Here is a 23,241-nt window from a genome sequence, read left to right on the forward strand (position 1 = left end):
CTGGAATTCCCGCCAGCTCATCAGGAAGGCCGCGTTGTAGATGACCGGGGGCAAGATCAGGAGCAGCACGAGCTCGGGCGCAAGCTCCACCGGCGGCAGTCCAGGAATAAGCGCGATCACCACGCCGGTGAGCACCAGGAGAATCGACGGAGGGATCTTGAACCGGTTGGCAACGACGGCGACAGCGGCAACCACCGCCAGCAGCAGGACGAGCACCTGGATGGTCGAGCTCATCATCGGCGAGAAAAGCCGCTTGGGCGCACTAGGCTTTATCCCCGCTCAGCGCGGCGCGAAGCGCAGCGATATCGCGCAACTCGGGTTCGTCGAGCTTGGGGAATTTCGGATCGATCGCTTCCAGCCGCTCGACGATCGCGGCGGCGACCACGAGGCGGCTGAACCATTTGTGGTCTGCCGGCACGACATACCATGGAGCCGCTTCCGTCGCCGTGCCGCGCACCAACTCCTGGTAAGCGTCCATATACTGATCCCATAGCTTGCTCTCGCCCACGTCTGCGGCGTTGAACTTCCACTGCTTGGCGGGATCGTCGAGGCGTTCGAGCAGGCGCTTCCTCTGCGCCTCCCGCGAGACGTGGAGGAAGAATTTGAGCGGCGCGATGCCGTTCCGGGCAAGATGCAGCTCGAAGGCGTTGATGTCCTCGTAGCGCTCCTGCCAGATGGTCTTGGTGATGAGCTTTGGCGGCAGGCCCTGGCGATTGAGAAACTCCGGATGCACGCGCACCACCAGCACCTCCTCGTAATAGGAGCGGTTGAAGATGCCGATATGCCCGCGCCCGGGCAGTGCCAGCGAGGCCCGCCACAGAAAATCGTGATCGAGCTCGAGCGGGCTCGGCGCCTTGAACGAGGTCACATCGCAGCCTTGCGGGTTGACCTCGCTCATCACGTGCTTGATCACGCTGTCCTTGCCCGCCGCGTCGAGGCCCTGCAGCACCACGAGGATGGCCCATTGGTGCTCGGCATAGAGCCGGTCCTGCAGCTCGCCGAGGCGCTTGGCGCCCTTGGCGAGCAGCGCCTTGGCTTCGTTCTTGTCGATGTCGATCCCGCAGGTGTCGGACGGATCGATGCCGGCCAAGCGGAATTTTCGGCCTTCGGTAATGCGGAAGAGCTTGAGGATCTCGGCTGGGAGCATGGCGCCGCCATCCTATCGTCGCGGCGGGGGACTGGCGACCCCGAACTCGCTTTTCCCAATGTCTGCTTGTCACCTCGCTTCAGACCTCGGTCCGAGAGCGCAACTTGGCCGAATTGGTGCCAGGATCGGACATTCGGAGTGGGCACTCGGGGCGCTCTCCTTGGTGCTCAGACAGCGTGGGGCAGTTCGCCGAACTAGCGACCTCGCTAAGAGGGGCGTGTTAAAGTGCCCCCGGCGCGCCGCTGGAGACCATTGCGAGCAAATTCCATTGGAGGGCAGGTTCAGGTCGGTTGCAAAAGCGGTGGGAAGGGGCCTCCTTGCTGGAGAAAGGGTGGAGAATGGACTGGTTGCTCAATCTTCCTGTGACGTGGATGGCTCTCGTTGTCTTCGCTGCCACCTATCTCGTCGCTGCCGGCATCTATTTGGTTGTGACCGGGCTTGCCGTGGATGATCGGGCACGTGCCTTCAAGGCGCTTTCTCCTGGGATGCTACCGCCACTCGGTATTATCTTCGGCTTGCTGGTTGGCTTCATCGCCGTTCAGGTTTGGGGTGACTCCGAGCGGGCAAAGGTCGCCGTCGCGACCGAAGCCACCGCACTTCGCGGCGTCGTGCTACTCGCAGAAAGCTTCCCGGGCGAGCCGGAAGCGCACCTTCGCGCTCTCATCAACCGGCACATCGAGGTGGCGGTAAACGAGGAATGGCCGAAGATGGCGCACGGACACGCCACGCTTAGCGGCTTGCCTTCGAGTTTACGAGAAGCTTTAAAGAGCGCCCTCGCCTTGACGCCCGTCGATGAGGGCCAGAAAATAGCCCAGCGCGAAATCGTGACGACGTTGGAGAATGCTCTGGATGCGCGCCGTCAGCGCATCATCATAAGCCAATCCACGGTCAGCTCGATCAAATGGGCGGCCCTAATGCTGCAGGGGCTCTGTGCCTTGATTGCCATTGCGATGGTTCACAGTGACAACCGGCTCACGTGCGGCATCGCCTTAACGATCTTTGCGACGGGCATTGCGCTGTCACTACTGCTGATCGCCGCTTATAGTCGCCCGTTCAATTCGGTCGGACCGGCACTTCTTCAGCAAGTTATCGCAAGCGAGTCCGCAGCCACCCAGCCGTAAACCAGTTCACTCGGCTGGAAGCCCTGCACAAGTCTATTCCCTATAAACGAGAACCGGAATCTTCCCATGGGTCAGGGTCTTCTGTGTCTCGCTGCCGAGCAGCAGGGCGGCCATGCCGCGCCTTCCGTGCGAGCCCATGACGATGAGATCGCAGCCCTTCGCCGAGGCCGTGTCGAGAATGGCCTTATAGGGACAGCATCGCTCGCATGCGCCGTGTCGCAGAGAACTCCGGCCGATTGGGCTATGGCCGCCGATTCGCTCAGTAGAAGTTGTGCGGCTTCCGCGATATTGACCTCGTGCGCCTCGGCCGGGTGCATGACCGCGACGTCCCCCCTGCGGCGCCAGCCGACCAGCGCGGCGTGACGTTGAGAACCGTGATCTTCGCTCCGAGAGCTTTTGCAAGCCCGAATCGGTGCCAACGGATCGGCCGCCGCCGCCTAGCGTTACCCGACGGCCTCTGACGGCGCGATCGAAAATTCACCTCGCTCGCACAGAACGATTCTGTCGCCTCTATCGCCGCAGCCGGGCGGCATGGATCGCGGGCGGGGGTGTGGCAAACGTCACAGCGCCAAAATCGGGACTCGGGCATGACCTCCTCTAGCGAATCCGGTCTTGAACAGAAAACGCGAAAAGGAGATCTCGATGTCCCTGAAATTCGCCGCAGTGGGCAGCTTCACCGTTCTCAGCCCTTTCGGACTCCCCGCACGAGCCGGCGACCGAGCCCGGAAATTTGGGTCCGCCGAGGCTCACGATCCTCTTCTCGCCATGCTCGGCGTTGCCATCAACGAAGAGCAGCCGGAGACGTCCGAGGCCGAAGAGAGAGCGGCCGACCGCGATCGCTCATAAACGGTAGACATTCGTCTTCGAGCCCATGCGGTCATCGCATTTTGTGACCGGCTCGGGGCGCTGTCCGGTCACGCCCGCGGATTCAGCCGGTCTCGCTCGTCTATTGACGTTCGCCATATTGTTCGCCTGACTCGGAACTACACTCGGCATATTCTCGGGCTGAGGGGCGGGGGGGAAGAGGGATGGCGCATTTCCGATTTTTCGCTGCCCTGTTGCTCGCCGGAGCGCTTGCTTGCGGCACAAGCAAGCCGGCGGTTGCCAATGTCCTCATCCAGATCGACAAGCGAGCCCAGACGATGACGGTCGCGGTCGATGGCGAGGTGCGTTATCGCTGGCGAGTTTCGACCGGGGCCACGGCGTATTCGACACCGGTCGGCTCCTACACTCCTTTTCGCATGGAGGTGATGCACTATTCCCAGGAATGGGACAACGCCGGCATGCCGCATGCGATTTTCTTCACCAAGAGAGGGCACAGCATCCACGGCTCGGACCATCCCGGCCTTGGCACGCCGGTCTCCCACGGTTGCGTCCGTCTCACGCTGGCCAACGCCACCACGCTCTACCAGCTCGTTCAGGCGAACGGCATGGCGCAAACCAAGGTCGTGGTCAGCGGGTCCGATCCACCGGGCGTCACGGTCCCGAGCCAGCCGCCGAGACAGCGGGCGCGGGTCTGGCAACCATTTCAATTTTTCCGCTTCTAACACTGGGGTTGCTGGTTGCGGCCGATGGGGCGGTTTCAGCGCGGATCAGCGGCCGGCCGCACGTCTCCGGTCCACCTCGGCTTGAGACACCGCACCTGCCTGGATCAGGCCCCTGATGCAGGCATGCGTCAGCTGGTCACCGTGGCGACGCATGCAGTTCTCCAAACCCCGCGTGCCGAGGCCCCATTGACTGCAAAACCTGCGATAATCCTCGGCGCACTTCCTCTTGCCTGCCTCAGCCGAGCCGGCCCAACACAGTACAACGACGAACAGCGTGAACAGGATTGCGGTATAGTTCTTCATTGACGTGCTCCTGACTGAGGGATTCGGGGTTGCGCCTAAGCGGACCGGGTGTCGCCGATCACTGTGGTCGATCCGATGGGCAGCGGTTCGGGATTGGCGATGTCGAGTTTCTGGAATTCGATCCCGTTCTTGCAAACCTTCGGTAGGAAATCTTCGCAGACCTGGATGGTGGGCTGAGGAATGCCCTGCGATCCATTGTGCCCTCCCGTCTTTGCTCGATGGAGGCGAGTTACACGTCGATGAGGGCGAGGTCAAATTACATTCGAATATAAGGACTTTTTAAGTCTGTCCCGCGCGGGCGCACGCCTGCGGCAAACACCGGCAGTCATGCCTAGGCCGCTACTGAGAGGGAGTGGCGAGAAAGATTCTAATGATGCCATCGCTCGCTGCTCCGGCAGCGGCAGTGGCAATCGCTCCCCATGGACCGTCCAATGACCCTTTGGGAACGCTATTTTGCTGAGATATCGATCCCAGCTTCTTGCCGGTCGGATCGACCACCTCCCAATCGAGTTGGACAGTTTCGCGCCCACCGTTCTCGCTGAGCTTTGCGCTCGCTCTAATGGTGTACACGTTTTTTCCTGGGGCGCTGGCAAGCTTGATTCCCACGGCGTTTAGCCGCTTCTTGAGCGCATCCCTGAGCGAGGCTTGACCGTCGCCCGGCGCGTTGGACACCGTCACCAGCGCAAGCCTTTCGTTTGGTGGCAATATCGCTGGTTCCCGCGGCGCGATATTTGCGAGCTTTGTTTGCTCTTTCTGCTTTTTCAAATCTGCTATTCGAGCCCGCGCCAGCTCGGCATAAAAGGAATCGGCATATCTCGAGATAAACGCCTCCAGGACGCTGATGTCGGACGTGTCTTTGGCGGCGGCCCAAGCTGCTGCCGCGGGATCGATTTTGGCAACAGGTGCGGTCTTTAGGTTTGGTTGAGTCGCCGTCGCGTTGGCCTCGCTGGGAGAGAAAAAGAATTGGCTTCGCAAGGATGAGCTGTCCCAAGGCACCTGCTTGCCATCCGTTTCAGCGTAAACTTCGTTGCGCACGGCAATCATGATCGCGCTCAGATCTTTTCCCGATTCACCGACATGCTTAAGCAACGCCGAGGTGAAGGGAGAATTGCGGCCTTGGCCGTCAAGCGCCACGTTTCCCGGCTGTGTCGAGAAGGCAATGAAGGTACCCACGCCAGAGTCGATGCGAGCCAAACCTCTGCCGATACTCAACGAGCGTGTGCCCATGGAACGGGCAAGCGTCTGTGCCATCGGGTTGTCGCGGCACGCATCGAGAAACACAATCGCGGTGGGCGCCTCGCGCTCGAGCTGCGCAAGCACGAGATCGAGTGTGACCGCTTCGAAGGGGAGATCGTTCTCGCGCGTCAGCTTGGCGTCGATCGGGACCAGATAGTTCGTACCCCCGACCTGCAAGCCGTGGCCTGCGTAGAAGAAAAGACCTGTATCGGCGCCAAGCAAGGCTTCGGAGAAACGCCGAATACTGGCGACCATTTCCGTTTGGTTTAGATCGTGGCCTTCGATGACCTCAAAGCCTAGCGACTTCAATGCTGCAGCCATGTCGGTCGCGTCGTTGGCTGCGTTGACCAGGGGAGCGACACTCTGATAGGCCGAATTTCCGACGACCAACGCCACGCGCTTGTCGGCGAAAGCGGGCGGCATCCAAAACAGAACGGCAAAGATCAAGATTGGAAGAGTCAAGATCGAACGGCGCATAACCCCCCCTTGGCGCGCAACTTCAATAGCACCGCTTGCAACTTGAACTATACCTGAACCGACACTGCGAGCAAACCTGGGAGCATCTGCGGCAACGGGGCAGTGGAGAGAGATTGAGTTTGGCGCCACGTCCCGCTAATCAGTCCCTCATGTCAACGGTGGCTCACAGCATCACCGTCTCTCGACCCGGCGGCGTGTCGATGGAGGCGCACCACGCCAAAGCTTTGCGCGTCTGGCTCGCTTGTCTCGCGCTCCTCATCGTGGCCATGATCCTGGTTGGCGGCGCCACGCGCCTCACCGATTCAGGCCTCTCCATCACCGAATGGAAGCCGGTAACCGGGGTGATCCCGCCTCTGTCGGACAGCGCCTGGCAGGAGGCTTTCGACGCCTATCGGAAGATCCCGGAATATCTCGAGCTGAAGCGGGGCATGAGCCTGGAAGAGTTCAAGACCATCTATTGGTGGGAGTGGGGCCACCGCTTTCTCGGCCGGCTGATCGGCGCTGCGTTCCTGCTTCCCTTTCTCGCCTTTTGGGCCGCCGGCCATATTCCTCGTGGCTGGCTGCCACGGCTTGTTGGCCTCTTTGTGCTCGGCGGCCTGCAGGGCGCCATGGGCTGGTACATGGTGAAGAGCGGCCTCGTCGCGCGCGTCGATGTGAGCCAGTACCGGCTCGCAGCCCATCTTGGGCTCGCCGTCGCCATCCTCGGCTACACGCTGTGGCTCGTCTTCGATCTTGGTCGGGAGCGGTCCCGCGCCCCGCAGTCAGGCTCGCGCGCGGCGGCATGGATCGCCGGCGCCGTGCTCGCGCTGATCTATCTCCAGATCCTCGCCGGCGGACTCGTGGCCGGTCTCGACGCTGGGTTCGGCTACAACACTTGGCCGCTGATCAACGGCGCATTTGTGCCGAGCGGCCTCGGCGAGGCGGAGCCCTGGGGCCTGAACCTGTTCGAGAACCCGCTCACCGTGCAGTTCGATCACCGCATGCTGGGCTACACCGTGGTGCTCGCCACGATCGCCCAGGCCGGCTGGCTTGCCCTTCGCCGCGAAGCTCCGGAACTCGTCGCCAGCGCCTTCATCCTCATGTGCCTCGCGCTGCTTCAGGCGACGCTCGGCGTGTGGACGCTGCTGCTCGCCGTGCCGATCGGGCTAGGGCTCGCCCATCAGGCCGGTGCGATCCTGCTGTTCGCCGCCGCGCTCTATCATGTGTGGCTGAGCTTGGGTGCGACGGCCCCGGCACCTCAAGCCGCTTTAAGCGCCTGATCGAGGTCGGCGATGATGTCGGCAACGTCCTCGAGCCCAATCGACAGCCGCACCACGTCCGGCCCGGCGCCCGCCCGCAATCGCGCTTCGTCGGTAAGCTGGCGGTGTGTGGTCGATGCCGGGTGAATGATCAGGCTTCGCGTGTCGCCGATATTGGCGAGATGGCTGAACAGCTTGACGTTGCTGACGAGCTTGACGCCTGCCTCATATCCGCCCTTGAGCCCGAAGGTGAACACGGCGCCGGCGCCCTTAGGAGAATAGCGCTTGGCAAGCGCATGGAACTTGTTGCCGGGGAGGCCTGCGTAATTGACCCAGTCAATCTGCGGGTGACCGCTGAGCCACTCAGCCACGGCGGCTGCGTTGTCGCAGTGCCGCTGCATGCGCAACGGCAGCGTCTCGATGCCGGTGAGGATGAGGAAGGCGTTGAAGGGCGAGATGGCCGGTCCAAGATCGCGTAACGAGAAGGCGCGGCACGCGATGGCGAAAGCGAAATTGCCGAAGGTCTCGGCGAAGGTCACGCCGTGATAAGAGGGCGACGGCTCCGTCAGGGTCGGATAGCGCCCGCTCTTGAACCAGTCGAACGTCCCGCAATCGACGATGGCGCCGCCGATCGAATTGCCGTGGCCGCCGAGAAATTTGGTCAGCGAAAGCACGATGATGTCGGCGCCGTGCTCGATCGGCCGCATCAGATAGGGCGTGGCGAGCGTATTGTCGACGATGAGCGGAACGCCGGCCTCCTTGGCCACGGCAGAGACGGCGGCGATGTCGGTGATGATGCCGCCGGGATTGGCGATCGACTCGACGAAGATCGCCTTGGTCTTCGGCGAGAGCGCGGCGCGGAAGCTCTCGGCATTGTCTGTGTCGGCAAAGCGCACGTTCCAATCGAATTTCTTGAAGGACTGGGTAAACTGGTTGACCGAACCGCCATAGAGCTGGCGCGCGGCGACGAACTCAGCGCCGGGCTCCATCAGCGCGTGGAACACGATCGCCTGCGCCGCATGGCCTGAAGCCACGGCAAGTGCCGCGGTGCCGCCCTCCAAGGCCGCGATGCGCTCCTCGAGTACGGCTTGGGTCGGGTTCATGATGCGCGTATAGATGTTGCCGAACGTCTCGAGATTGAACAGCGCCGCGGCGTGATCGACATTCTCGAAGACATAGGACGTCGTCTGGTAGATGGGCGTCGCCCGCGCGCCGGTGGCCGGGTCCGGGTGGGCGCCCGCATGAATGGCGAGCGTGTTGAAACCAGGCTTGCGGTCGGCTGACATGGTGCTCTTCTCCGTGCTCATTCGCTGTTGTTGATGGTGATGATCTCGAAGCGGGTGGGGACTCCGGCGCCTTCATCGCCGAAATCGTCGATCCAGATGTTGCGCCCGCCGTCGCCGACCATCACGCCCTGATAGTTCTTGAAATATTTGTCGGGTTCCTGCTTCAGGATATTCGCCCTTAGCTCCGGACCGATGACGGTCGCATAGTGTTTGACGAACCAGTCCTTGCTGCCGATGACCTGCTTCCTCTTGCCAAAATAGCTGACGGGAAGATGAAGGTGATCGGCCAGCCAGTCCTTGTCGTTATCGCGGATCGCGGTCTGCAGCTCGGCGATGAAGGCTGGCGTCGGGTCGAGCGGTTCTGCCAGCGCTGGTCGAAGCGGCGAGGCCAGGGCCAAGGCAAGGACAAGCGCTGCGCGAAGCATGATTCACACGCGGTGCTTCATGGTGCCGCCCTTGCCGAACAGGAACGGCTTGCGGTTGTCGATGACGCGCCGGTTGACGCCGACCCAACCGATCTCGCCCGAGAGCCGTCCATACTCGATTTTGGGGCAGCGGTTCATGACCACCTTCAGCCCGGCGTCTTCGGCCATCTTCGCCGCCTCGTCGTTGCGTATCCCAAGCTGCATCCACATCACCTTGGCGCCGATGGCAATGGCCTCGCGCACGATCTCCGGTGCGGCATCGGGGGTGCGGAACATGTCGACCACATCGACCGGCTCCTCGATGTCGGCAAGCGAGGCCCGGATCTTCTGTCCGAGAAGCTCTTTGCCGGCGTGTCCGGGATTGACCGGAATGACCCGGTAGCCTTTGGCCATGAGATATTTCATGGCGAAATAGCTTGGCCGCGACTGCGTCGGGCTCGCCCCTACGAAGGCAAAGGTGCGGCAGCTCGTAAGAATGCCTCCGATATAGACGTCGCTATAGCTGTCGTGGTTCACGCGAGCCGGCGAGCCGGTCATGCTCGCAAAACGAAAGCGAGAGATTTGCCGTGCCGCCCAAGCGACGGCACGGCGCCAATGATCGTTACTTCTTGTCCTCTGCACCACCAGGCGATGCCGGCGGCGAGGGCGGGCTCTCGGAAGGAGCCGGCTCCGCGGGCTTCGTCTCTGCGGGCTTCGACTCGGCCGGCTTCTCGCCCTTATTCCTGTCGGCGTCCTTATTCTTTATCTTTTTATCCGCCTTTTCCTTGTCAGTCTTGGGCGCCTTCGGCTTATCGAGCTGTTCCTTGCAGGCCGCACTGACCTCTGCGATGTGCTCTTTCAGGCAATCGTTGACCTTCTTGCCGGCCGTTTTCGCGTCCTTGCAAAACTTGGTCTTGTCGTCCTTGCAGGCATTCTTGGCGAAAGCCATGGTAGCGGTGGCCGGGACCAAGAAAGCGATCATGACTAATGCGATGAGCTGCTTCATGCCTATCGACTCCAGTTCTTCAGAAGGATGACGGGGTCCATACCCGAACCGGCGATTCAACGGTACAGCGCATCGCAAGAGAGAGGGCAGGGCTGTCAGGTGCGCGGAATATAGGTGATGTAGAACGGCGACACTAGCCCAATAAGGTGCCGAAATCGGGGCAAAACAGGGCCAGAATTTACCGCGGCCAGCTCGGTTGCCGCTTCGCGAGAAAAGCCCCGATGCCTTCCTCAGCCTCGGCGTGCAGCATGTTCTCCACCATGACGGTGGACGCGTAGGCGTAAGCCTCGTCGAGCGGCATGTCGAGCTGGCGGTAGAAGGCCTCCTTGCCGATCTTCAGCGTCGCCTTCGGCTTCTCCGCGATTCTGCGGCCAAGCTCGACCGCCGCATTCACCGTCTCCTCAGGCGGGACCACGCGATTGATGAGGCCGAGTTCCTTCGCCTCGTTGGCGCCGATCATGTCGCCAAGCAGCAACATCTCCATGGCGGCCTTGCGCGACACGTTGCGGCTGAGCGCGACCATGGGCGTGGAGCAGAACAGCCCGATATTCACCCCTGGCGTGGCGAAGCGCGCATCCTCGCTTGCCACGGCGAGATCGCAACTCGCCGCAAGCTGGCAACCAGCCGCCGTGGCGATTCCGTTCACCGCCGCGATCACCGGTTTTGGCGAGCGGACGATGGAGAGCATCATCTTCGAGCAGGCACTCATGATCTTGGCGAAATAGGCCTTGCCCCGATCGCGGTCGTTGCGATGCGCGGAGAGTTCCTTGAGGTCGTGGCCAGATGAGAAGGCGGAGCCCGCGCCGGTGATGACGATCGCCCGCACGGCATCTGAGCCGCCGATCTCGGCGATTGCGGCGTGAAGGGAGGCGATCATCTCCTCGGAGAGACAATTGCGCGTCTCGGGCCGGTTGAGCGTGAGCACCGCGACCTGACCGCGATCCTCGCGCAGCAGCGTGGTGGAAGCGCCAAGGTCCTGCTGCGGCTCAAGGTCTGCGGTGCGAACCTGCTTCATGTGTCTCTCATGCTCGACCGATCATTCGAGATTCAAGTTTCTGCCCAAAATCCCGTCACTGTGCAATCTGTGCTTCCGGCGGGGCCCCGGACGCCCTCATTATGGTATAATGATACCACATACATAATCGTTGGAACTTGCTCGATATTCCGCCTTCCGACTTGACCCGGAAAAGCAGAGCCGTTAGAAGCCGCCAACCCGGTCGGAAGAGTGCCACACCATGAAGACGTTTTCAGCGACACCCAAGGACATCGAGAAGTCCTGGATCCTTATCGATGCCGACGGCCTCGTCGTGGGCCGGCTTGCGGCGCTCATTGCGACGCGGCTGAGAGGCAAACACAAGCCGAGCTTCACCCCCCATATGGATTGCGGAGACAATATCATCGTCATCAATGCCGACAAGGTCGTACTCACCGGCAATAAGCGCGCCGAGAAGGTCTATCATTGGCATACCGGTTATCCCGGCGGCATCAAGGAGCGGACGGCCGCGAAGATTCTCGAAGGCAAGCACCCCGAGCGGGTGCTGCACAAGGCCGTGGAGCGGATGCTGTCGCGCGGGCCTCTCGGCCGCCAACAAATGAAGAACCTCCGCATCTATAGCGGCGCCGACCATCCACACGAGGCGCAAAGCCCGACGAAGGTCGATGTCGCCGCCCTCAACACCAAGAATGCAAGGAGCGCTTGACGCCATGCCCAATACCGAGGTGATGACGCTCGAGGATCTGGGCCCGCTCAAGGGCGACGCCACTGCGGCGGCACCCCAGGCGCGCGTCTACGAGCAGAAGCTCGACGCCAAGGGCCGCGCCTATGCCACCGGCAAGCGCAAGGACGCCGTCGCCCGCGTCTGGGTGAAGCAGGGGCCTGGCAAGATCACGGTGAATGGCAAGGATCACGTCGCCTATTTCGCGCGGCCCGTGCTGCAAATGATCCTGAAGCAGCCGCTGGTCACTGCCAAGCGCGAGGGCCAGTACGACATCGTCTGCACGGTGAGCGGCGGCGGGCTCTCAGGGCAGGCCGGTGCGGTCAGGCACGGCATCTCCAAGGCGCTCACCCGCTACGAGCCGGAGCTCCGCGGCGTGCTGAAGAAGGGCGGGTTCCTGACCCGCGACGCCCGCACGGTCGAGCGCAAGAAGTACGGCAAGGCCAAGGCCCGCAAGAGCTTCCAGTTCTCCAAGCGCTAGCCGACGCTGTCCATCCGGAGTGAATGGTCATGCCCGCGTAGGCGGGCATCCAGTAACCATTGGTGTGGCAAGTTCGCTAAAGGCGCTGATTACTGGATCGCCCGGTCAAGCCGGGCGATGACGCGTGTTTCACAACGCTCCGAATTCCGCTAAGCCCGCGCGAGGTTTGATACTCGCGCACGTCCCGAAAGCTTCGAAATGGCTGCAAAGACCAAGATCCGGGCCGCAGTGCTCGGCGCCAGCGGTTACACCGGCGCCGATCTGATCAGGCTCACAGCCCGCCACCCCAACATCGCCCTCACCGCGCTGATCGCCAAAGGCCACGCCGGGCAACCGCTCGCGCAAGTCTTCCCGCATCTTGCCACCCTCGGCCTGCCCGCGCTCGTCACCTCCGATCAGGTCGATTGGAGCAAAATTGACGTGGCCTTTTGCGGGTTGCCGCACGCCACCGCCCATGGCGAGATCGCCAAGCTTCCCCCGCGGTTGAAGGTGATCGACATGTCGGCCGACTTTCGCCTGCGCGACCCCGCCGTCTATGCCGAATGGTATGGCGGCAAGCATGGCGCGCCGCAGCTTTTGAAAGAGGCCGTCTACGGATTGACCGAGCACTATGCGGAGGAGATCAAGACCGCACGCCTCGTTGCCTGTCCGGGGTGCTACCCGACGGCCGTGCTGCTCGCACTTCTGCCTCTGGCCAAGGGGAAGCTGATCGAGGCCGACGGCGTCATCATCGATGCGAAGTCCGGCGTGTCCGGCGCCGGCCGCACGCTCAAGCAGAACATCCTGTTCGCGGAAGCCGGCGAGGGGCTTTCGCCCTATGGCATCGGCAATCACCGCCATGTGCCCGAGATCGAGCAGGAGCTGAGTGCTGCGTCAGGTACTCGCGTCACAATCAACTTCACGCCGCATCTCGTGCCGATGAGCCGGGGCGAGCTTTGCACCTGCTATGTCGCGCTTGCCGGCAAGGCCACCGCCGGCGATCTCCGCTCCACTCTCGCCAAGGCCTATGCAGCGAGCCCCTTCGTGCATGTGGTGGAGGAGGGCGTGATCCCGGCGACCCAGCATGTGCGCGGCTCGAATCTCTGCCATATCGGCGTGTTCGCCGACCGCCTGAGCGGCCGCGCCATCGTCATCTCGGCCATCGACAATCTGGTGAAGGGCTCAGCCGGCCAGGCGCTGCAGAACTTCAACCTGATGTACGGCTTCGACGAGACGCTCGGGCTCGAGCAGCTCCCGCTATTTCCGTGACCCTTAGAGCCGCTCCCGCACATAGGAGCCTGGGGCATCCTCGATGGACTTGAGTGGTCCGGCCGCGGCATCGCGCGCCGGGATCTTGGGACCGGATAACTCGGCGAGCCATGAGGCCCAGTCGGGCCACCACGAGCCCTGCGTCTCCGTCGCCTTCTTCATCCATTCGGCGAGCGAGTCGGCCGGGGTCCCAGCCCAGAACTGATATTTCTTCCTGGCCGGCGGATTGACCACCCCGGCGATATGCCCGGAGCCTGTCATGACCAAGCGCACCGGGCCGCCGAACAGCTTCGAGCCGATGAATACCGAGTTTGCCGGCGAGATATGGTCTTCCTTGGTGAAAAGCTCAAAGATCGGGATTTTCACGCGGCTGAGATCGAGCTTTACGCCGCCAAGCCGCAGCTCGCCCTTGCTCAGCCGGTTCAGATGATAGAACTCGCGCAGGTAGAAGGCGTGGTTGGCGGCGGGCAGCCTGGTCGAATCCGCGTTCCAATAGAGGAGATCGAACGGGAAGGGCTTCTTGCCGAGGAGATAGTTGTTCACGATGTAAGGCCAGATCAGGTCTCGCGGCCTGAGCATGTTGAACACCGCCGCCATGCGCGCGCCGTCGAGATAGCCGCGCTCGGCCATCATCTCCTCGAGCGAATTCAATTGCGCATCGTCGATGAAGACGAGGAGGTCGCCCGCCTCGCTGAAGTCGACCTGCGCAGCAAGGAACGCAGCCGAGGCAATCCGGTGGTCTTTCTTGGCGGCCATATAGGCAAGCGTCGAGGCGAGCAGCGTTCCGCCCACGCAATAGCCGAGCGCGTTGATCTGCTTTTGCCCGGTCTGCTCGGTGACGGCGTCGACCGCGGCGAGGATGCCCTCGCGCATATAGTCTTCGAAGGTCTTCTGCGAGAGCTTCGCGTCCGGATTTACCCAGGAAACGGTGAACACGGTGAACCCTTGAGCCACCGCCCATTTGATGAAGCTTTTCTCCGGGACGAGGTCGAGGATGTAGAACTTGTTGATCCAGGGCGGCACGATGAGCAGAGGCCGCTCGTACACTTCTTCCGTGCTCGGGCTGTATTGGATGAGCTGTATCAGCTCGTTCTGGAACACGACTTTGCCGGGCGTGACCGCGAGATTCTTGCCAACCTCAAACGCCGACAAGTCGGTCTGGCTGATGCGCAGCAGATCCTTCGATTGCTCGAGGTCGTGCGCAAGATGCGCCATGCCTTGCACCAAATTTTCCGCATTGGTGGCGAGCGTGGCGCGCACCACTTCCGGGTTGGTGAAGGCGAAGTTCGAGGGTGAGAAGGCCGCGAGCATCTGCTCGAGATAGAACAGGGCACGCTTCTTGGTCTTGTCGTCGACGCCTTCGGTCTTGCGGGTAAGGTCCTCCGCCCAGCGCGCCGTCAATAGATAAGCCTGCTTCCAAAAATCGAAGAACTGGGTATTCGACCAGTCCGGGTCCTTGAATCGATTGTCGCCGGGCTCGGGCTCGATCACCGGCTTCACGTCCTCCTCGCCGAGGTAGCGGCGCACCGAGCGGCCCCACAGCTCGGCATAGTCCTTGAACAGCTCATTCTGCGCAGCGGCGAGCTTGCCTGGCTCGCTCACCCATTGCCTGGCAACCTCACCCAGAACCTTTGTCGCTTCGCCGGCCTCCGCCGCCATGCTGTACGGCCCAGAGCCGTTGCGGCGCTCGACCAGAGTGCCGAGCACCTTGGTGCCTTGATCGAAGAGACGCACCATGTTGCGCGCCAGGATGTCCCATTGGCCGACGTGAGACCCCTCCGGCTTCGCTTCTGCCACCGTCTTGTTCTTTTCCTGCATGAAGGTCGCGCCCTTGTTTTACCCCCGGTTAATCGCAATGATGCCAAGGTAGCGGAGCATCTCAGCGATCTCTGACGACTCTCTTTGTTAGGCTCATTGTGCTATGCAATATAGTAAGGGACGTGCAATTCCAATCACCGTGCATCAGGAACCCAAAAGATTGGTTCGACCGGCACCGGGGCTGCCGTCAAAACGGGCAGCCTTGGTGCTTCTTGCCTTTCCTGTCCTCATTTTGGCCGGGTGTTCCGACTCCCTGACCTCCGCCGAGCGGTCGCCATCGACCTTTTCCGCCTCGAGCAGACAACTTGGGAAGACCCTGAGCCCGGCCGAGCAGAAGGCAGCGATCGCAGATCTGCGCAGCGAGCAGGCGAGGCGTCAGGGATCGGCCGACGACACGACCACAGCGTCGGTCAAGCCGGCTGAAGCCGGCAATTAGGAGCCCAAAACTGCGGCTTGGCGCTTCTTGCCCCCAAGGCCGCTTCTGTGGTTCAAATGCCCACCCGTTAGGCATAGGGTCCTGGTTGGGGGTCGGCGGGACAAGCGCGTGAACAGCGATTTCCACAGAATCAGGCGGCTACCGCCCTACGTTTTTGAGCAAGTCAACAAGCTCAAGGCGCAGGCGCGCGCGCGCGGCGACGACATCATCGATTTTGGCATGGGTAACCCCGACATGCCGACCCCGCCCCATATCGTGCAGAAGTTGATCGAGACGGTGCGCGACACCCGCACTAGCCGCTATTCGGCGTCGCGCGGCATCCAGGGGTTGAGGCGGGCGCAAGGCGCCTATTACGCGCGCCGCTTTGGCGTGAAGCTCAACCCCGAGACCGAGATCGTCGCCACGCTCGGCTCCAAGGAAGGCTTCGCCAATATGGCGCAGGCCATCACCGGGCCCGGCGATGTCATTCTTGTGCCGAACCCGACCTATCCCATCCACGAGTTCGGCTTCATCATGTCTGGTGGCGTGATCCGCCATCTGCCGGCTTCGACCGATTCGGCCTTTATGAGTTCGTTGAGCCGGGCGGTGAAGCATTCGGTGCCGAAGCCCTCGGCGCTCGTGCTGAATTATCCCGCCAACCCGACCGCGCTCGTCGCCGGTCTCGATTTTTATCGTGAGGTGGTTGGCTTCGCCAAAAAGCACGATCTGATCGTGCTCTCCGATCTCGCTTATGCCGAAATCTATTTCGGTGAAGAGCCGCCGCCCTCGATCCTTGAGGTGCCTGGCGCCATGGATATCGCGGTGGAGTTCACCACGCTGTCCAAGACTTACGCCATGCCTGGCTGGCGCATGGGCTTTGCCGTCGGCAATGAGCGGCTGATCGGCGCGCTGTCACGGGTGAAATCCTATCTCGACTACGGCGCCTTCACGCCCATTCAGGTCGCAGCGGCGGCCGCCTTGAACGGACCGCAGGACTGCATCGACGAGATCCGCGGCATCTATCGGCGCCGCCGCGATTGCCTCGTCGATTCTCTCACGCGCTCCGGCTGGCCGATCCCGGCGCCGGAAGCGACCATGTTCGCCTGGGCGCCGATCCCCGACATGTTCGCCCATCTGGGCTCGCTCGAGTTTTCCAAATTGCTGCTGGAGCAGGCCTCGGTCGCCGTGTCGCCCGGTGTCGGCTTCGGCGAATATGGCGAGGGCTATGTGCGCATCGCGCTTGTCGAGAACGAGCAGCGCATCCGCCAGGCCGCGCGCAATATCCGGAAATTCCTCGCCGAATCGGCGAAAAGCCTGCACAACGTCATTCCACTTGCCTCGAAGGCGACGAGGACGCTCTGATCCTTCAATGACTGAGCCTCTGAAACTCGGGCTCGCCGGGCTCGGCACGGTCGGAGGCGGGGTGCTGCGGCTCCTTGCCAAGCGCAGCCCCGACCTTGCCAAGCGCATCGGGCGGCCGATCGAGATCGTGGCCGTCTCCGCGCTCAACCGGCACAAGAACCGCGACGTCGACATTTCCGGCTTTCGCTTCGTCGCCGATCCGGTCGAGCTCGCCCGCGATCCGGAGATCGACGCCTTCGTCGAGTTGATCGGCGGGGAGGAGGGCGTCGCCAAGGAGTCGGTCGAGGCTGCGCTGCGCGCCGGCAAGCATGTGGTCACCGCCAACAAGGCGCTGCTCGCACGGCACGGGCCTGCGCTTGCGGCCCTTGCCGAGAAACATGGCGTGGCGCTCAATTTCGAAGGCGCCGTGGCTGGCGGCATTCCCGTGGTCAAGGCGATCCGCGAGAGCCTGCAAGGCAACACCATCGCCCGCGTCTACGGCATCCTCAACGGCACCTGCAACTACATCCTCACTTTGATGCTGACCGAGGGCCGGAGCTTCGCCGATGTGCTGAAAGAGGCGCAAGCGCAAGGCTATGCCGAAGCAGACCCGACCTTCGACATCGGCGGCTTCGACACGGCGCACAAGCTTGCGCTGCTGACCTCGCTTGCCTTCGGAACGCGCACTTCATTCGAGTCGGTCTATGTCGAGGGCATTGAAAACATCACGCCCGCCGACATCGAGGCCGCCGACGATCTCGGCTACCGCATCAAGCTTCTCGGCGTCGCCTCGCGCACCGAGAGCGGCATCGAGCAGCGCGTGCACCCGACCATGGTGCCGAAGCACACCGCGATCGCTTCGGTGGACGGGGTCTCCAACTGTGTCGCCATCGATGGGGACTTCGTCGGCGATATCATGTTGATCGGGCCTGGCGCCGGCGCGGGCCCCACGGCCTCGTCCGTCGCGAGCGACCTGATCGACATTGCGAGAGGTCACATCCTGCCGCCGTTCGGCACCAAGGCAAAAGATCTGAAGCCCTACAAGAAGGCCGAGATGCGCGGCCACGAAGGCGGCTACTATATCAGGCTCTCGGTGTACGACCGCACCGGCGCGTTTGCGGCAATCGCAAGCCGCATGGCCGAGCAGGGCATCTCGCTGGAAAGCATCGTGCAGCGCCGCCCCCGCGCCGCATTGCCGGGCTTCCGGCGGCAGGAGGCCGGCTCGCCGGCCGCCGTGGTCATGATCACCCATCAGACCACCGAGGCGGCAATCCGCAAGGCGCTTGCGGCCATCGAGCGTGATGGCCATGTCGACGCCAAGCCGCAGATGATCCGCATAGAGAAGTTGTGATACCCATTGGGGCACAAAAAGTCGGTTCGACCGCACACGTGCCAGGGAGGATCCGAGGTGGCAAACGCTCAAGAGAGCCATAAGCTCGATCGCGTCCTCGGCCTTGAAATCGTCAGGGTGACGGAGGCAACCGCGATCGCCGCCGCGCGCTTGCGCGGGCGGGGCGACGAGGCCGCTGCCGATGCTGCCGCCATCAGCGCCATGTACCGCGAGCTCGCGGGGCTTCCCATCCAAGGCGTCATAGTCGTTGGCGAGGGGGAGGAGAGCGAGGCGCCGCTGCTTTATATTGGCGAGACGGTCGGCGCCGGCGCCAGCTCGGGGCTTGAGGTCGATATCGCGGTGGATCCCGTGGAAGGCTCGACGCTTGCCGCCAAGGCGCTCCCCAATGCGCTCGCCGTCATGGCCATCGCCGAGCGCGGCAGCCTGTTGAAGGTGCCGACCCTTTATATGGACAAGATCGCCATCGGACCAGGTTACGCGCAAGACCTGGTCGATCTCGACGCTTCGCCCGCCGACAATCTGAACGCTCTCGCCAAGGCCAAGGGCGTGCCGGTGACCGAGATCACCGCCTGCATTCTCGACCGCCCGCGTCATGGAAAGCTGATCGAGGACGTGCGCGCCGCTGGTGCCGCGGTGCGGCTGATCGGCGACGGCGATATCGCCGGGGTGATCCACACCACCGAGCCGCAGGACACCGGCATCGACATCTATATGGGCGTGGGCGGCGCGCCTGAGGGCGTGCTCGCCGCTGCGGCGCTGTGCTGCATCGGTGGCCAGATACAGGGCCGGCTCATCGCTACCAATGCCCCTCAGCGCGAACGCGCCCGCGCCGCCGGCATCGTCGACCTCGGGCGCAAATACACGATGCGCGACATGGCCGCTGGCGACGTCATCTTCGCCGCGACCGGCATCACCGACGGCTCGCTCCTGGAAGGCGTGCGCCTGAGCCGGAACACGATATTCACCCATTCCGTGGTCATGCGGGCGCGAACGGGCACCGTGCGCTGGATCAGGACCGAATATCGCGACGTGGGCGCCCGCGACTGAGCGTGCGGGCAGCGAAACGAATCAGGGTAGGCTAAGCGCCTGACCAGTTTGGCAGGTACTTTCAGCGTGACCGCGGCCCTCAGCTACAAGACGTTGGACCACGAGTCCCCTTCCGCCTTTCTCGGCGTGGAGCGGTCGGTGCGCGGCTTGCGTTGGATCGAGCGCCTCGATCCCTCGCGCGCCGCAACCGCCATGGCCATCGCGCAGGCCCATGGCCTGCCGGAGCTGATCGGGCGTCTACTCGCCGCCCGTGGCGCCGATGCGGCGACGCTCTCCCACTTTCTCGATCCCTCGCTCCGTCACCTCCTGCCCGACCCGGCAAGCTTGCAGGACATGGACCTGGCGGCGATGCGCTTCGCACGCGCCATCGCCGCGCGCGAGCCCATCGCCATTTTTGGCGATTACGATGTCGATGGCGCAGCCTCGGTGGCGCTCATCCAGCGCTTCCTGCGCGCCCACGGGCAGGAGGCGGCAACCTATATCCCCGACCGCCTCAGCGAAGGCTACGGCCCGACGCCTGCCTCGCTCGCCGGGCTTGCCGAAGAGGGGGCAAGGCTCATCATCACCGTCGATTGCGGCACCGCCGCTCGCCCCGCCATCGAGGCCGCCAACAGATGCGGCGCCGAAATCATTGTTGTCGACCATCACCAGGCCGATGAGGAGCTTCCGCCTGCTTTCGCGGTGCTGAACCCCAACCGGCAGGACGATCTCTCGGGCCAGGGCCATCTCGCGGCGGCTGGCGTCGTGTTTCTCTTCCTCGTCGCCACGGCGCGTGTCCTGCGGCGCGATGGCTATTATCGCGCCGGCGCCGAGCCGGACCTGCTCGGCCTGCTCGACCTCGTGGCGCTCGCCACCGTGTGCGACGTGGTCCCGCTCAAAGGCGTGAACCGCGCGCTCGTGGCCAAAGGGCTGCAGATCTTGCGGCTCAGGCATAATGCCGGATTGCGCGCGCTCGCCGACAGCGCCCGCATCGAATCGGCACCGACCTGCTACACGCTCGGCTTCATTCTCGGCCCGCGCATCAATGCCGGCGGCAGGGTCGGGGCGTCTGGCCTCGGCGCCAAGCTGCTCGCTTGCGACGACGAGAGCGAGGCGCGTGCCATCGCTGGCAAGCTCGAAGCGCTCAACGCCGAGCGCAAGGCGATCGAGGAGCGCATGCTCGGCGAAGCCTTCGTGGCTGCCGAGCGTCTACTCGATGCGGGGCGTCCCTTCATCTGGCTCGGCGCCGAGGGCTGGCACAAGGGCCTGCTCGGTCTCGTCGCCGGGCGGATCGCCGAGCGGTTCAACCTGCCAACCTTTGTCTCTGCCTGGGAGCCTGACGGTCAGGGCACCGGGTCGGCGCGCTCGATTGCCACCGTCGATCTTGGCCGGGTGATCAGGGACGCCGTGCATGACGGTCTCCTCGCCAGTGGCGGCGGACACGCCATGGCCGCAGGCTTCAAGCTCGACCGGCGGCGCGAGGACGACATGCTGGCCCTCCTCGACGAGCGCCTAGCGCTCTCAGTGGCCGCGGCCACCGCCTCGCGGCCTCTTCCCATCGACGGCGCACTGTCTGCAGCAGGCGCCAACACCGAATTCATGGAGCTGCTCGAGCGGGCAGGACCCTACGGCGCAGGCCACCCGGAGCCGCGCTTTGCGTTTCCCGCCCATCGCCTGTCGCGGGTCCGTATCATCAATGATCAGCACGTGCGCTGCACGCTCTCCGCCGCAAACGGCGCGCGGCTCGAGGCTGTGGCCTTCCGCGTCGGCGATACGCCACTCGCCAAGCTGCTGCTCAAGGCTGAAGGCATCAAGCTGCATGTTGCCGGCCATCTCCGCCGCGACACCTGGAACGGCCGGGATGGGGTCGAGCTCATCATCGAGGATGCCGCCGACGCTTCGGGCTCTCGCTAGCTTGCCCACGCCAGCAAAGCTTTCTACGCGCCAGCAAAGCCTTCTATATGAGCCGCGAGGCTGACCGGCCTTGCATGCCTGCCAAGCCCCTTTTGTCTAGTGGCCAGGACGTCAGGTTTTCAACCTGAAAGCAGTCCTGGCGGTCTGGTTTGACAACTTACTGCGCCAAACAGTACAAGTATCCTCAGCTATGCAAAACAGCTCTTGCCACTTTTCTACTGCGGTGAGGGTGTTAACGATCGCAGCGCTGCTGTCGATATTACTTGGTGCGCGGCCGGCTGTTGCGACGTGGTGCTCAACAAGCGCCCAGTGCTCAAGGTTCACAGTATGCCAACCGTCGTGGATTCCATTCCTCAAGGAATGCAGGCAACTGCGCTGCAACTTCGACGTCGATTGTCCGAACAGTCGGCCCCTTTGTAGAGGTGGCATCTGCACGCGTCCTGCCCAATCAGGCGGTGGGCAGAGCGGTGGCGGCGGCTCGCAGCCTGGTGTTGGTCAACGGTGCGGAGAGGTGACGTTTGGCGGCGGCGTCAAGAAACATGTGGGATGCGGGGAGCATCTACAGTGTGTTCAGGGAAGATGCCAACATCCGCCATCGTAGATTGATAAATCAAAGTCGAGAGTCAGCCCCAGAGAAAACAAGAACCGGAGCAAGCGCCGGGCATCTCCGCCGCGACACCTGGAACGGCCGGGATGGGGTCGAGCTCATCATCGAGGATGCGACTGAAGCCCCAGGCTCTCGCTAGCTTGCCCGCGCCAGCAAAGCTTTCTATATGAGCCGCGAGGCTGACAGGCTTTGCATGCTTGCCAAGCCCCCTTCGTCTAATGGTCAGGACGTCAGGTTTTCAACCTGAAAACAGGAGTTCGATCCTCCTAGGGGGCACCATTTGATTTAGCGGACGTTTACCTCATTCGCGGCAGAGCGGCCTCCGCGGAACTTGAAGTTAAGGTTCTAGGTTTTTATGTTCATTCCCGTCGGAATTCTGCACTGCGTGTGGGTCCGGCGTATCTGTCGTGACGCCGCCCTTCTCCCCGATCGTGATACAAGCGTCGATGGAACGGTGGCCCTCAAGCAAGGGGAATTCACTGATGATCAAGCCAATTTTGACGGCAGCCGCATTATCGCTCGCGGCCGCTACGGCAGCCTGGGCGTTGCCGGTCTCGACAACCGCTCCGCTTCCGCCGCTCGACTCATCCGACCTTATCCAGGTTGGCCATGGGTATGGGCATGGTGGCGGCAAGAACTACAACAAGAACTACAACAAGCACTACAACTACAACTACAACAGGAACTACAATTATAAACACGGCGGTGGCAGGTACTATTACCACAACCGCTATTGGGGTCACCGCTATAACTATCGGCCCTACAACTGGCAGGCTCTCGGCTGCATCATCGTCGGCCCGGTCTGGTACTGCCCGTAGCCTCCAATTGGCTTTTCGCAAAGAGAGCCGGTTGAACATCAGTTCGGCCGGTTCTCTTTATGTCTACCACTTCCCGGTATTTTGCATCGAAGCCCAGGGCTCCTGCTTCGGCAGCGGCTTGCCCTTCTGCAACAGCTCGATGGAGATGTTGTCGGGCGAGCGGATGAAGGCCATGTGGCCGTCCCGCGGCGGGCGGTTGATGGTGACGCCTTTCTTCATCAGCCTCTCGCAGGTCGCGTAGATATCGTCGACTTCGTAGGCGAGATGACCGAAATTCCGGCCGTCGCCATAGGGCTCCGGATCCCAATTATGGGTGAGCTCGAGCTGCGCATTTTCGTCGTCGTCACCGGGGGCGGCGAGGTAGAACAGCGTGAAGCGCCCTTGCGGACTCTCCATGCGCCGCACCTCTCTGAAGCCGAGCTTGTTGCAGTAGAAATCGAGCGAGCGGTCGACGTCGCTGACGCGCACCATGGTGTGGAGATACTTCATGACAAACCTCTGGCCGGCTCCTGTCGGAATGCTCCGTCACCCCTAGCGCCAAGATGCATGCCGTGACAAGCGGGTGACGAGCTTGCGCGCTGTTCACAACTTTCGATGCGGATTCGCGAGCCATTGTTGCACGGGGTCCACAGGTTCTGTACCGGCACGCGTTACGTAGCCGGAAAGCGAAAATTTGCTCGATGGTAGAGACGCTTGCCCGATTCGTCGCCGCTTGGCGCGCAACCCCCGGCAGTTGTTCGCA

At 62.7% G+C, this 23,241-nt stretch carries 24 protein-coding genes, 1 tRNA gene and 1 pseudogene; 14 read left to right on the forward strand and 12 right to left on the reverse strand.

The genetic code is table 11. From position 1 onward, the window contains the following. Positions 1 to 237 (reverse strand): annotated as a pseudogene (locus ACREC7_RS08500) (Na+/H+ antiporter); the annotation flags it as partial. 25 nt (positions 238 to 262) lie between these two features. Then, positions 263 to 1,147, reverse strand: coding sequence for a polyphosphate kinase 2 family protein (locus ACREC7_RS08505; RefSeq protein ID WP_431555253.1), 885 nt, complete (start codon positions 1,145 to 1,147; stop codon positions 263 to 265). Positions 1,148 to 1,485: 338 nt separating this feature from the next. Between ACREC7_RS08505 and ACREC7_RS08510 the strand changes: the two genes are divergently transcribed. Further along, entirely contained in the window at positions 1,486 to 2,268 is a 783-nt protein-coding gene (locus ACREC7_RS08510) for a DUF4239 domain-containing protein (protein WP_431555254.1), read from the forward strand. Positions 2,269 to 2,301: 33 nt separating this feature from the next. Here ACREC7_RS08510 and ACREC7_RS08515 read toward each other — a convergent pair whose 3' ends face one another. After that, positions 2,302 to 2,670, reverse strand: a complete 369-nt coding sequence (locus tag ACREC7_RS08515) for a universal stress protein (RefSeq protein WP_431555255.1) — start codon at positions 2,668 to 2,670, stop codon at positions 2,302 to 2,304. A 240-nt stretch (positions 2,671 to 2,910) separates the two neighbouring features. Here ACREC7_RS08515 and ACREC7_RS08520 point away from each other — a divergent pair, with 240 nt between their 5' ends. Further along, positions 2,911 to 3,114 (forward strand): hypothetical protein, encoded by a 204-nt coding sequence (locus tag ACREC7_RS08520; RefSeq protein ID WP_431555256.1) that lies wholly within the window; start codon positions 2,911 to 2,913, stop codon positions 3,112 to 3,114. Positions 3,115 to 3,296: 182 nt separating this feature from the next. Then, positions 3,297 to 3,815 (forward strand): L,D-transpeptidase, encoded by a 519-nt coding sequence (locus ACREC7_RS08525; RefSeq protein ID WP_431555257.1) that lies wholly within the window; start codon positions 3,297 to 3,299, stop codon positions 3,813 to 3,815. A 45-nt stretch (positions 3,816 to 3,860) separates the two neighbouring features. Here ACREC7_RS08525 and ACREC7_RS08530 read toward each other — a convergent pair whose 3' ends face one another. Together ACREC7_RS08530 and ACREC7_RS08535 are read right to left on the reverse strand one after the other, a co-directional pair. Then, positions 3,861 to 4,118, reverse strand: coding sequence for a hypothetical protein (locus ACREC7_RS08530; RefSeq protein WP_431555258.1), 258 nt, complete (start codon positions 4,116 to 4,118; stop codon positions 3,861 to 3,863). Between the two features lie 339 nt (positions 4,119 to 4,457). Continuing rightward, positions 4,458 to 5,831 carry a caspase family protein gene (locus tag ACREC7_RS08535; RefSeq protein WP_431555259.1) on the reverse strand — a complete coding sequence of 458 codons (1,374 nt, stop codon included), beginning with the start codon at positions 5,829 to 5,831 and terminating at the stop codon, positions 4,458 to 4,460. 149 nt (positions 5,832 to 5,980) lie between these two features. Here ACREC7_RS08535 and ACREC7_RS08540 point away from each other — a divergent pair, with 149 nt between their 5' ends. Next, entirely contained in the window at positions 5,981 to 7,090 is a 1,110-nt protein-coding gene (locus ACREC7_RS08540) for a COX15/CtaA family protein (RefSeq protein WP_431555260.1), read from the forward strand. On the opposite strand, the gene ACREC7_RS08545 is transcribed toward ACREC7_RS08540, so the two are convergent. The 5 genes from ACREC7_RS08545 to ACREC7_RS08565 all read right to left on the reverse strand — a co-directional run bounded on the left by ACREC7_RS08545 (position 7,069) and on the right by ACREC7_RS08565 (position 10,780). Then, positions 7,069 to 8,355 (reverse strand): O-acetylhomoserine aminocarboxypropyltransferase, encoded by a 1,287-nt coding sequence (locus ACREC7_RS08545; protein ID WP_431555261.1) that lies wholly within the window; start codon positions 8,353 to 8,355, stop codon positions 7,069 to 7,071. The genes ACREC7_RS08540 and ACREC7_RS08545 overlap by 22 nt on opposite strands. Before the next feature lie 17 nt (positions 8,356 to 8,372). Continuing rightward, complete coding sequence (locus ACREC7_RS08550) at positions 8,373 to 8,780, reverse strand: hypothetical protein (protein ID WP_431555262.1); 408 nt, start codon at positions 8,778 to 8,780, stop codon at positions 8,373 to 8,375. A gap of 3 nt (positions 8,781 to 8,783) precedes the next feature. Then, a complete protein-coding gene (locus tag ACREC7_RS08555) occupies positions 8,784 to 9,296 on the reverse strand; it encodes a CoA-binding protein (RefSeq protein WP_431555283.1) in 513 nt (170 codons plus the stop codon). Between the two features lie 85 nt (positions 9,297 to 9,381). Continuing rightward, positions 9,382 to 9,825: a hypothetical protein gene (locus ACREC7_RS08560; RefSeq protein ID WP_431555263.1), complete on the reverse strand. Its 444-nt coding sequence runs from the start codon at positions 9,823 to 9,825 to the stop codon at positions 9,382 to 9,384. 118 nt (positions 9,826 to 9,943) lie between these two features. Further along, positions 9,944 to 10,780: an enoyl-CoA hydratase gene (locus ACREC7_RS08565; RefSeq protein ID WP_431555264.1), complete on the reverse strand. Its 837-nt coding sequence runs from the start codon at positions 10,778 to 10,780 to the stop codon at positions 9,944 to 9,946. Positions 10,781 to 11,000: 220 nt separating this feature from the next. Here ACREC7_RS08565 and rplM point away from each other — a divergent pair, with 220 nt between their 5' ends. The 3 genes from rplM to argC all read left to right on the forward strand — a co-directional run bounded on the left by rplM (position 11,001) and on the right by argC (position 13,209). Beyond that, positions 11,001 to 11,465 (forward strand): 50S ribosomal protein L13, encoded by a 465-nt coding sequence (gene rplM, locus ACREC7_RS08570; protein WP_431555265.1) that lies wholly within the window; start codon positions 11,001 to 11,003, stop codon positions 11,463 to 11,465. A gap of 22 nt (positions 11,466 to 11,487) precedes the next feature. Further along, positions 11,488 to 11,961 carry a 30S ribosomal protein S9 gene (rpsI, locus tag ACREC7_RS08575; protein ID WP_431555284.1) on the forward strand — a complete coding sequence of 158 codons (474 nt, stop codon included), beginning with the start codon at positions 11,488 to 11,490 and terminating at the stop codon, positions 11,959 to 11,961. Positions 11,962 to 12,159: 198 nt separating this feature from the next. Further along, positions 12,160 to 13,209: an N-acetyl-gamma-glutamyl-phosphate reductase gene (gene argC / locus ACREC7_RS08580; protein ID WP_431555266.1), complete on the forward strand. Its 1,050-nt coding sequence runs from the start codon at positions 12,160 to 12,162 to the stop codon at positions 13,207 to 13,209. Between the two features lie 3 nt (positions 13,210 to 13,212). Here argC and ACREC7_RS08585 read toward each other — a convergent pair whose 3' ends face one another. Further along, positions 13,213 to 15,027, reverse strand: coding sequence for a PHA/PHB synthase family protein (locus ACREC7_RS08585; protein ID WP_431555267.1), 1,815 nt, complete (start codon positions 15,025 to 15,027; stop codon positions 13,213 to 13,215). Between the two features lie 202 nt (positions 15,028 to 15,229). On the opposite strand from ACREC7_RS08585, the gene ACREC7_RS08590 reads away from it, so the two are divergent. The 7 genes from ACREC7_RS08590 (at position 15,230) to ACREC7_RS08620 (ending at position 22,499) form a co-directional block, all read left to right on the forward strand. Beyond that, positions 15,230 to 15,463 (forward strand): hypothetical protein, encoded by a 234-nt coding sequence (locus ACREC7_RS08590; protein WP_431555268.1) that lies wholly within the window; start codon positions 15,230 to 15,232, stop codon positions 15,461 to 15,463. An 81-nt stretch (positions 15,464 to 15,544) separates the two neighbouring features. Then, on the forward strand, positions 15,545 to 16,804 hold the full coding sequence (locus ACREC7_RS08595; RefSeq protein WP_431555285.1) for an LL-diaminopimelate aminotransferase: 1,260 nt from the start codon (positions 15,545 to 15,547) through the stop codon (positions 16,802 to 16,804). Positions 16,805 to 16,811: 7 nt separating this feature from the next. After that, entirely contained in the window at positions 16,812 to 18,134 is a 1,323-nt protein-coding gene (locus tag ACREC7_RS08600) for a homoserine dehydrogenase (RefSeq protein WP_431555269.1), read from the forward strand. Positions 18,135 to 18,191: 57 nt separating this feature from the next. Further along, positions 18,192 to 19,181: a class II fructose-bisphosphatase gene (glpX, locus tag ACREC7_RS08605; protein WP_431555270.1), complete on the forward strand. Its 990-nt coding sequence runs from the start codon at positions 18,192 to 18,194 to the stop codon at positions 19,179 to 19,181. Positions 19,182 to 19,247: 66 nt separating this feature from the next. Beyond that, positions 19,248 to 21,074: a single-stranded-DNA-specific exonuclease RecJ gene (gene recJ, locus ACREC7_RS08610; RefSeq protein ID WP_431555271.1), complete on the forward strand. Its 1,827-nt coding sequence runs from the start codon at positions 19,248 to 19,250 to the stop codon at positions 21,072 to 21,074. Between the two features lie 811 nt (positions 21,075 to 21,885). Continuing rightward, a tRNA-Glu gene (locus ACREC7_RS08615) sits at positions 21,886 to 21,960 on the forward strand. 203 nt (positions 21,961 to 22,163) lie between these two features. Continuing rightward, positions 22,164 to 22,499 carry a hypothetical protein gene (locus ACREC7_RS08620; RefSeq protein WP_431555272.1) on the forward strand — a complete coding sequence of 112 codons (336 nt, stop codon included), beginning with the start codon at positions 22,164 to 22,166 and terminating at the stop codon, positions 22,497 to 22,499. A 63-nt stretch (positions 22,500 to 22,562) separates the two neighbouring features. Here the strand turns inward: ACREC7_RS08620 and ACREC7_RS08625 are convergent, their stop codons facing one another. Beyond that, positions 22,563 to 22,988: a VOC family protein gene (locus ACREC7_RS08625; RefSeq protein WP_431555273.1), complete on the reverse strand. Its 426-nt coding sequence runs from the start codon at positions 22,986 to 22,988 to the stop codon at positions 22,563 to 22,565. Positions 22,989 to 23,241: the final 253 nt, after the last annotated feature.

Source organism: Methyloceanibacter sp. (genome assembly GCF_050728395.1).
Classification (GTDB): Bacteria; Pseudomonadota; Alphaproteobacteria; order Rhizobiales; family Methyloligellaceae; genus Methyloceanibacter.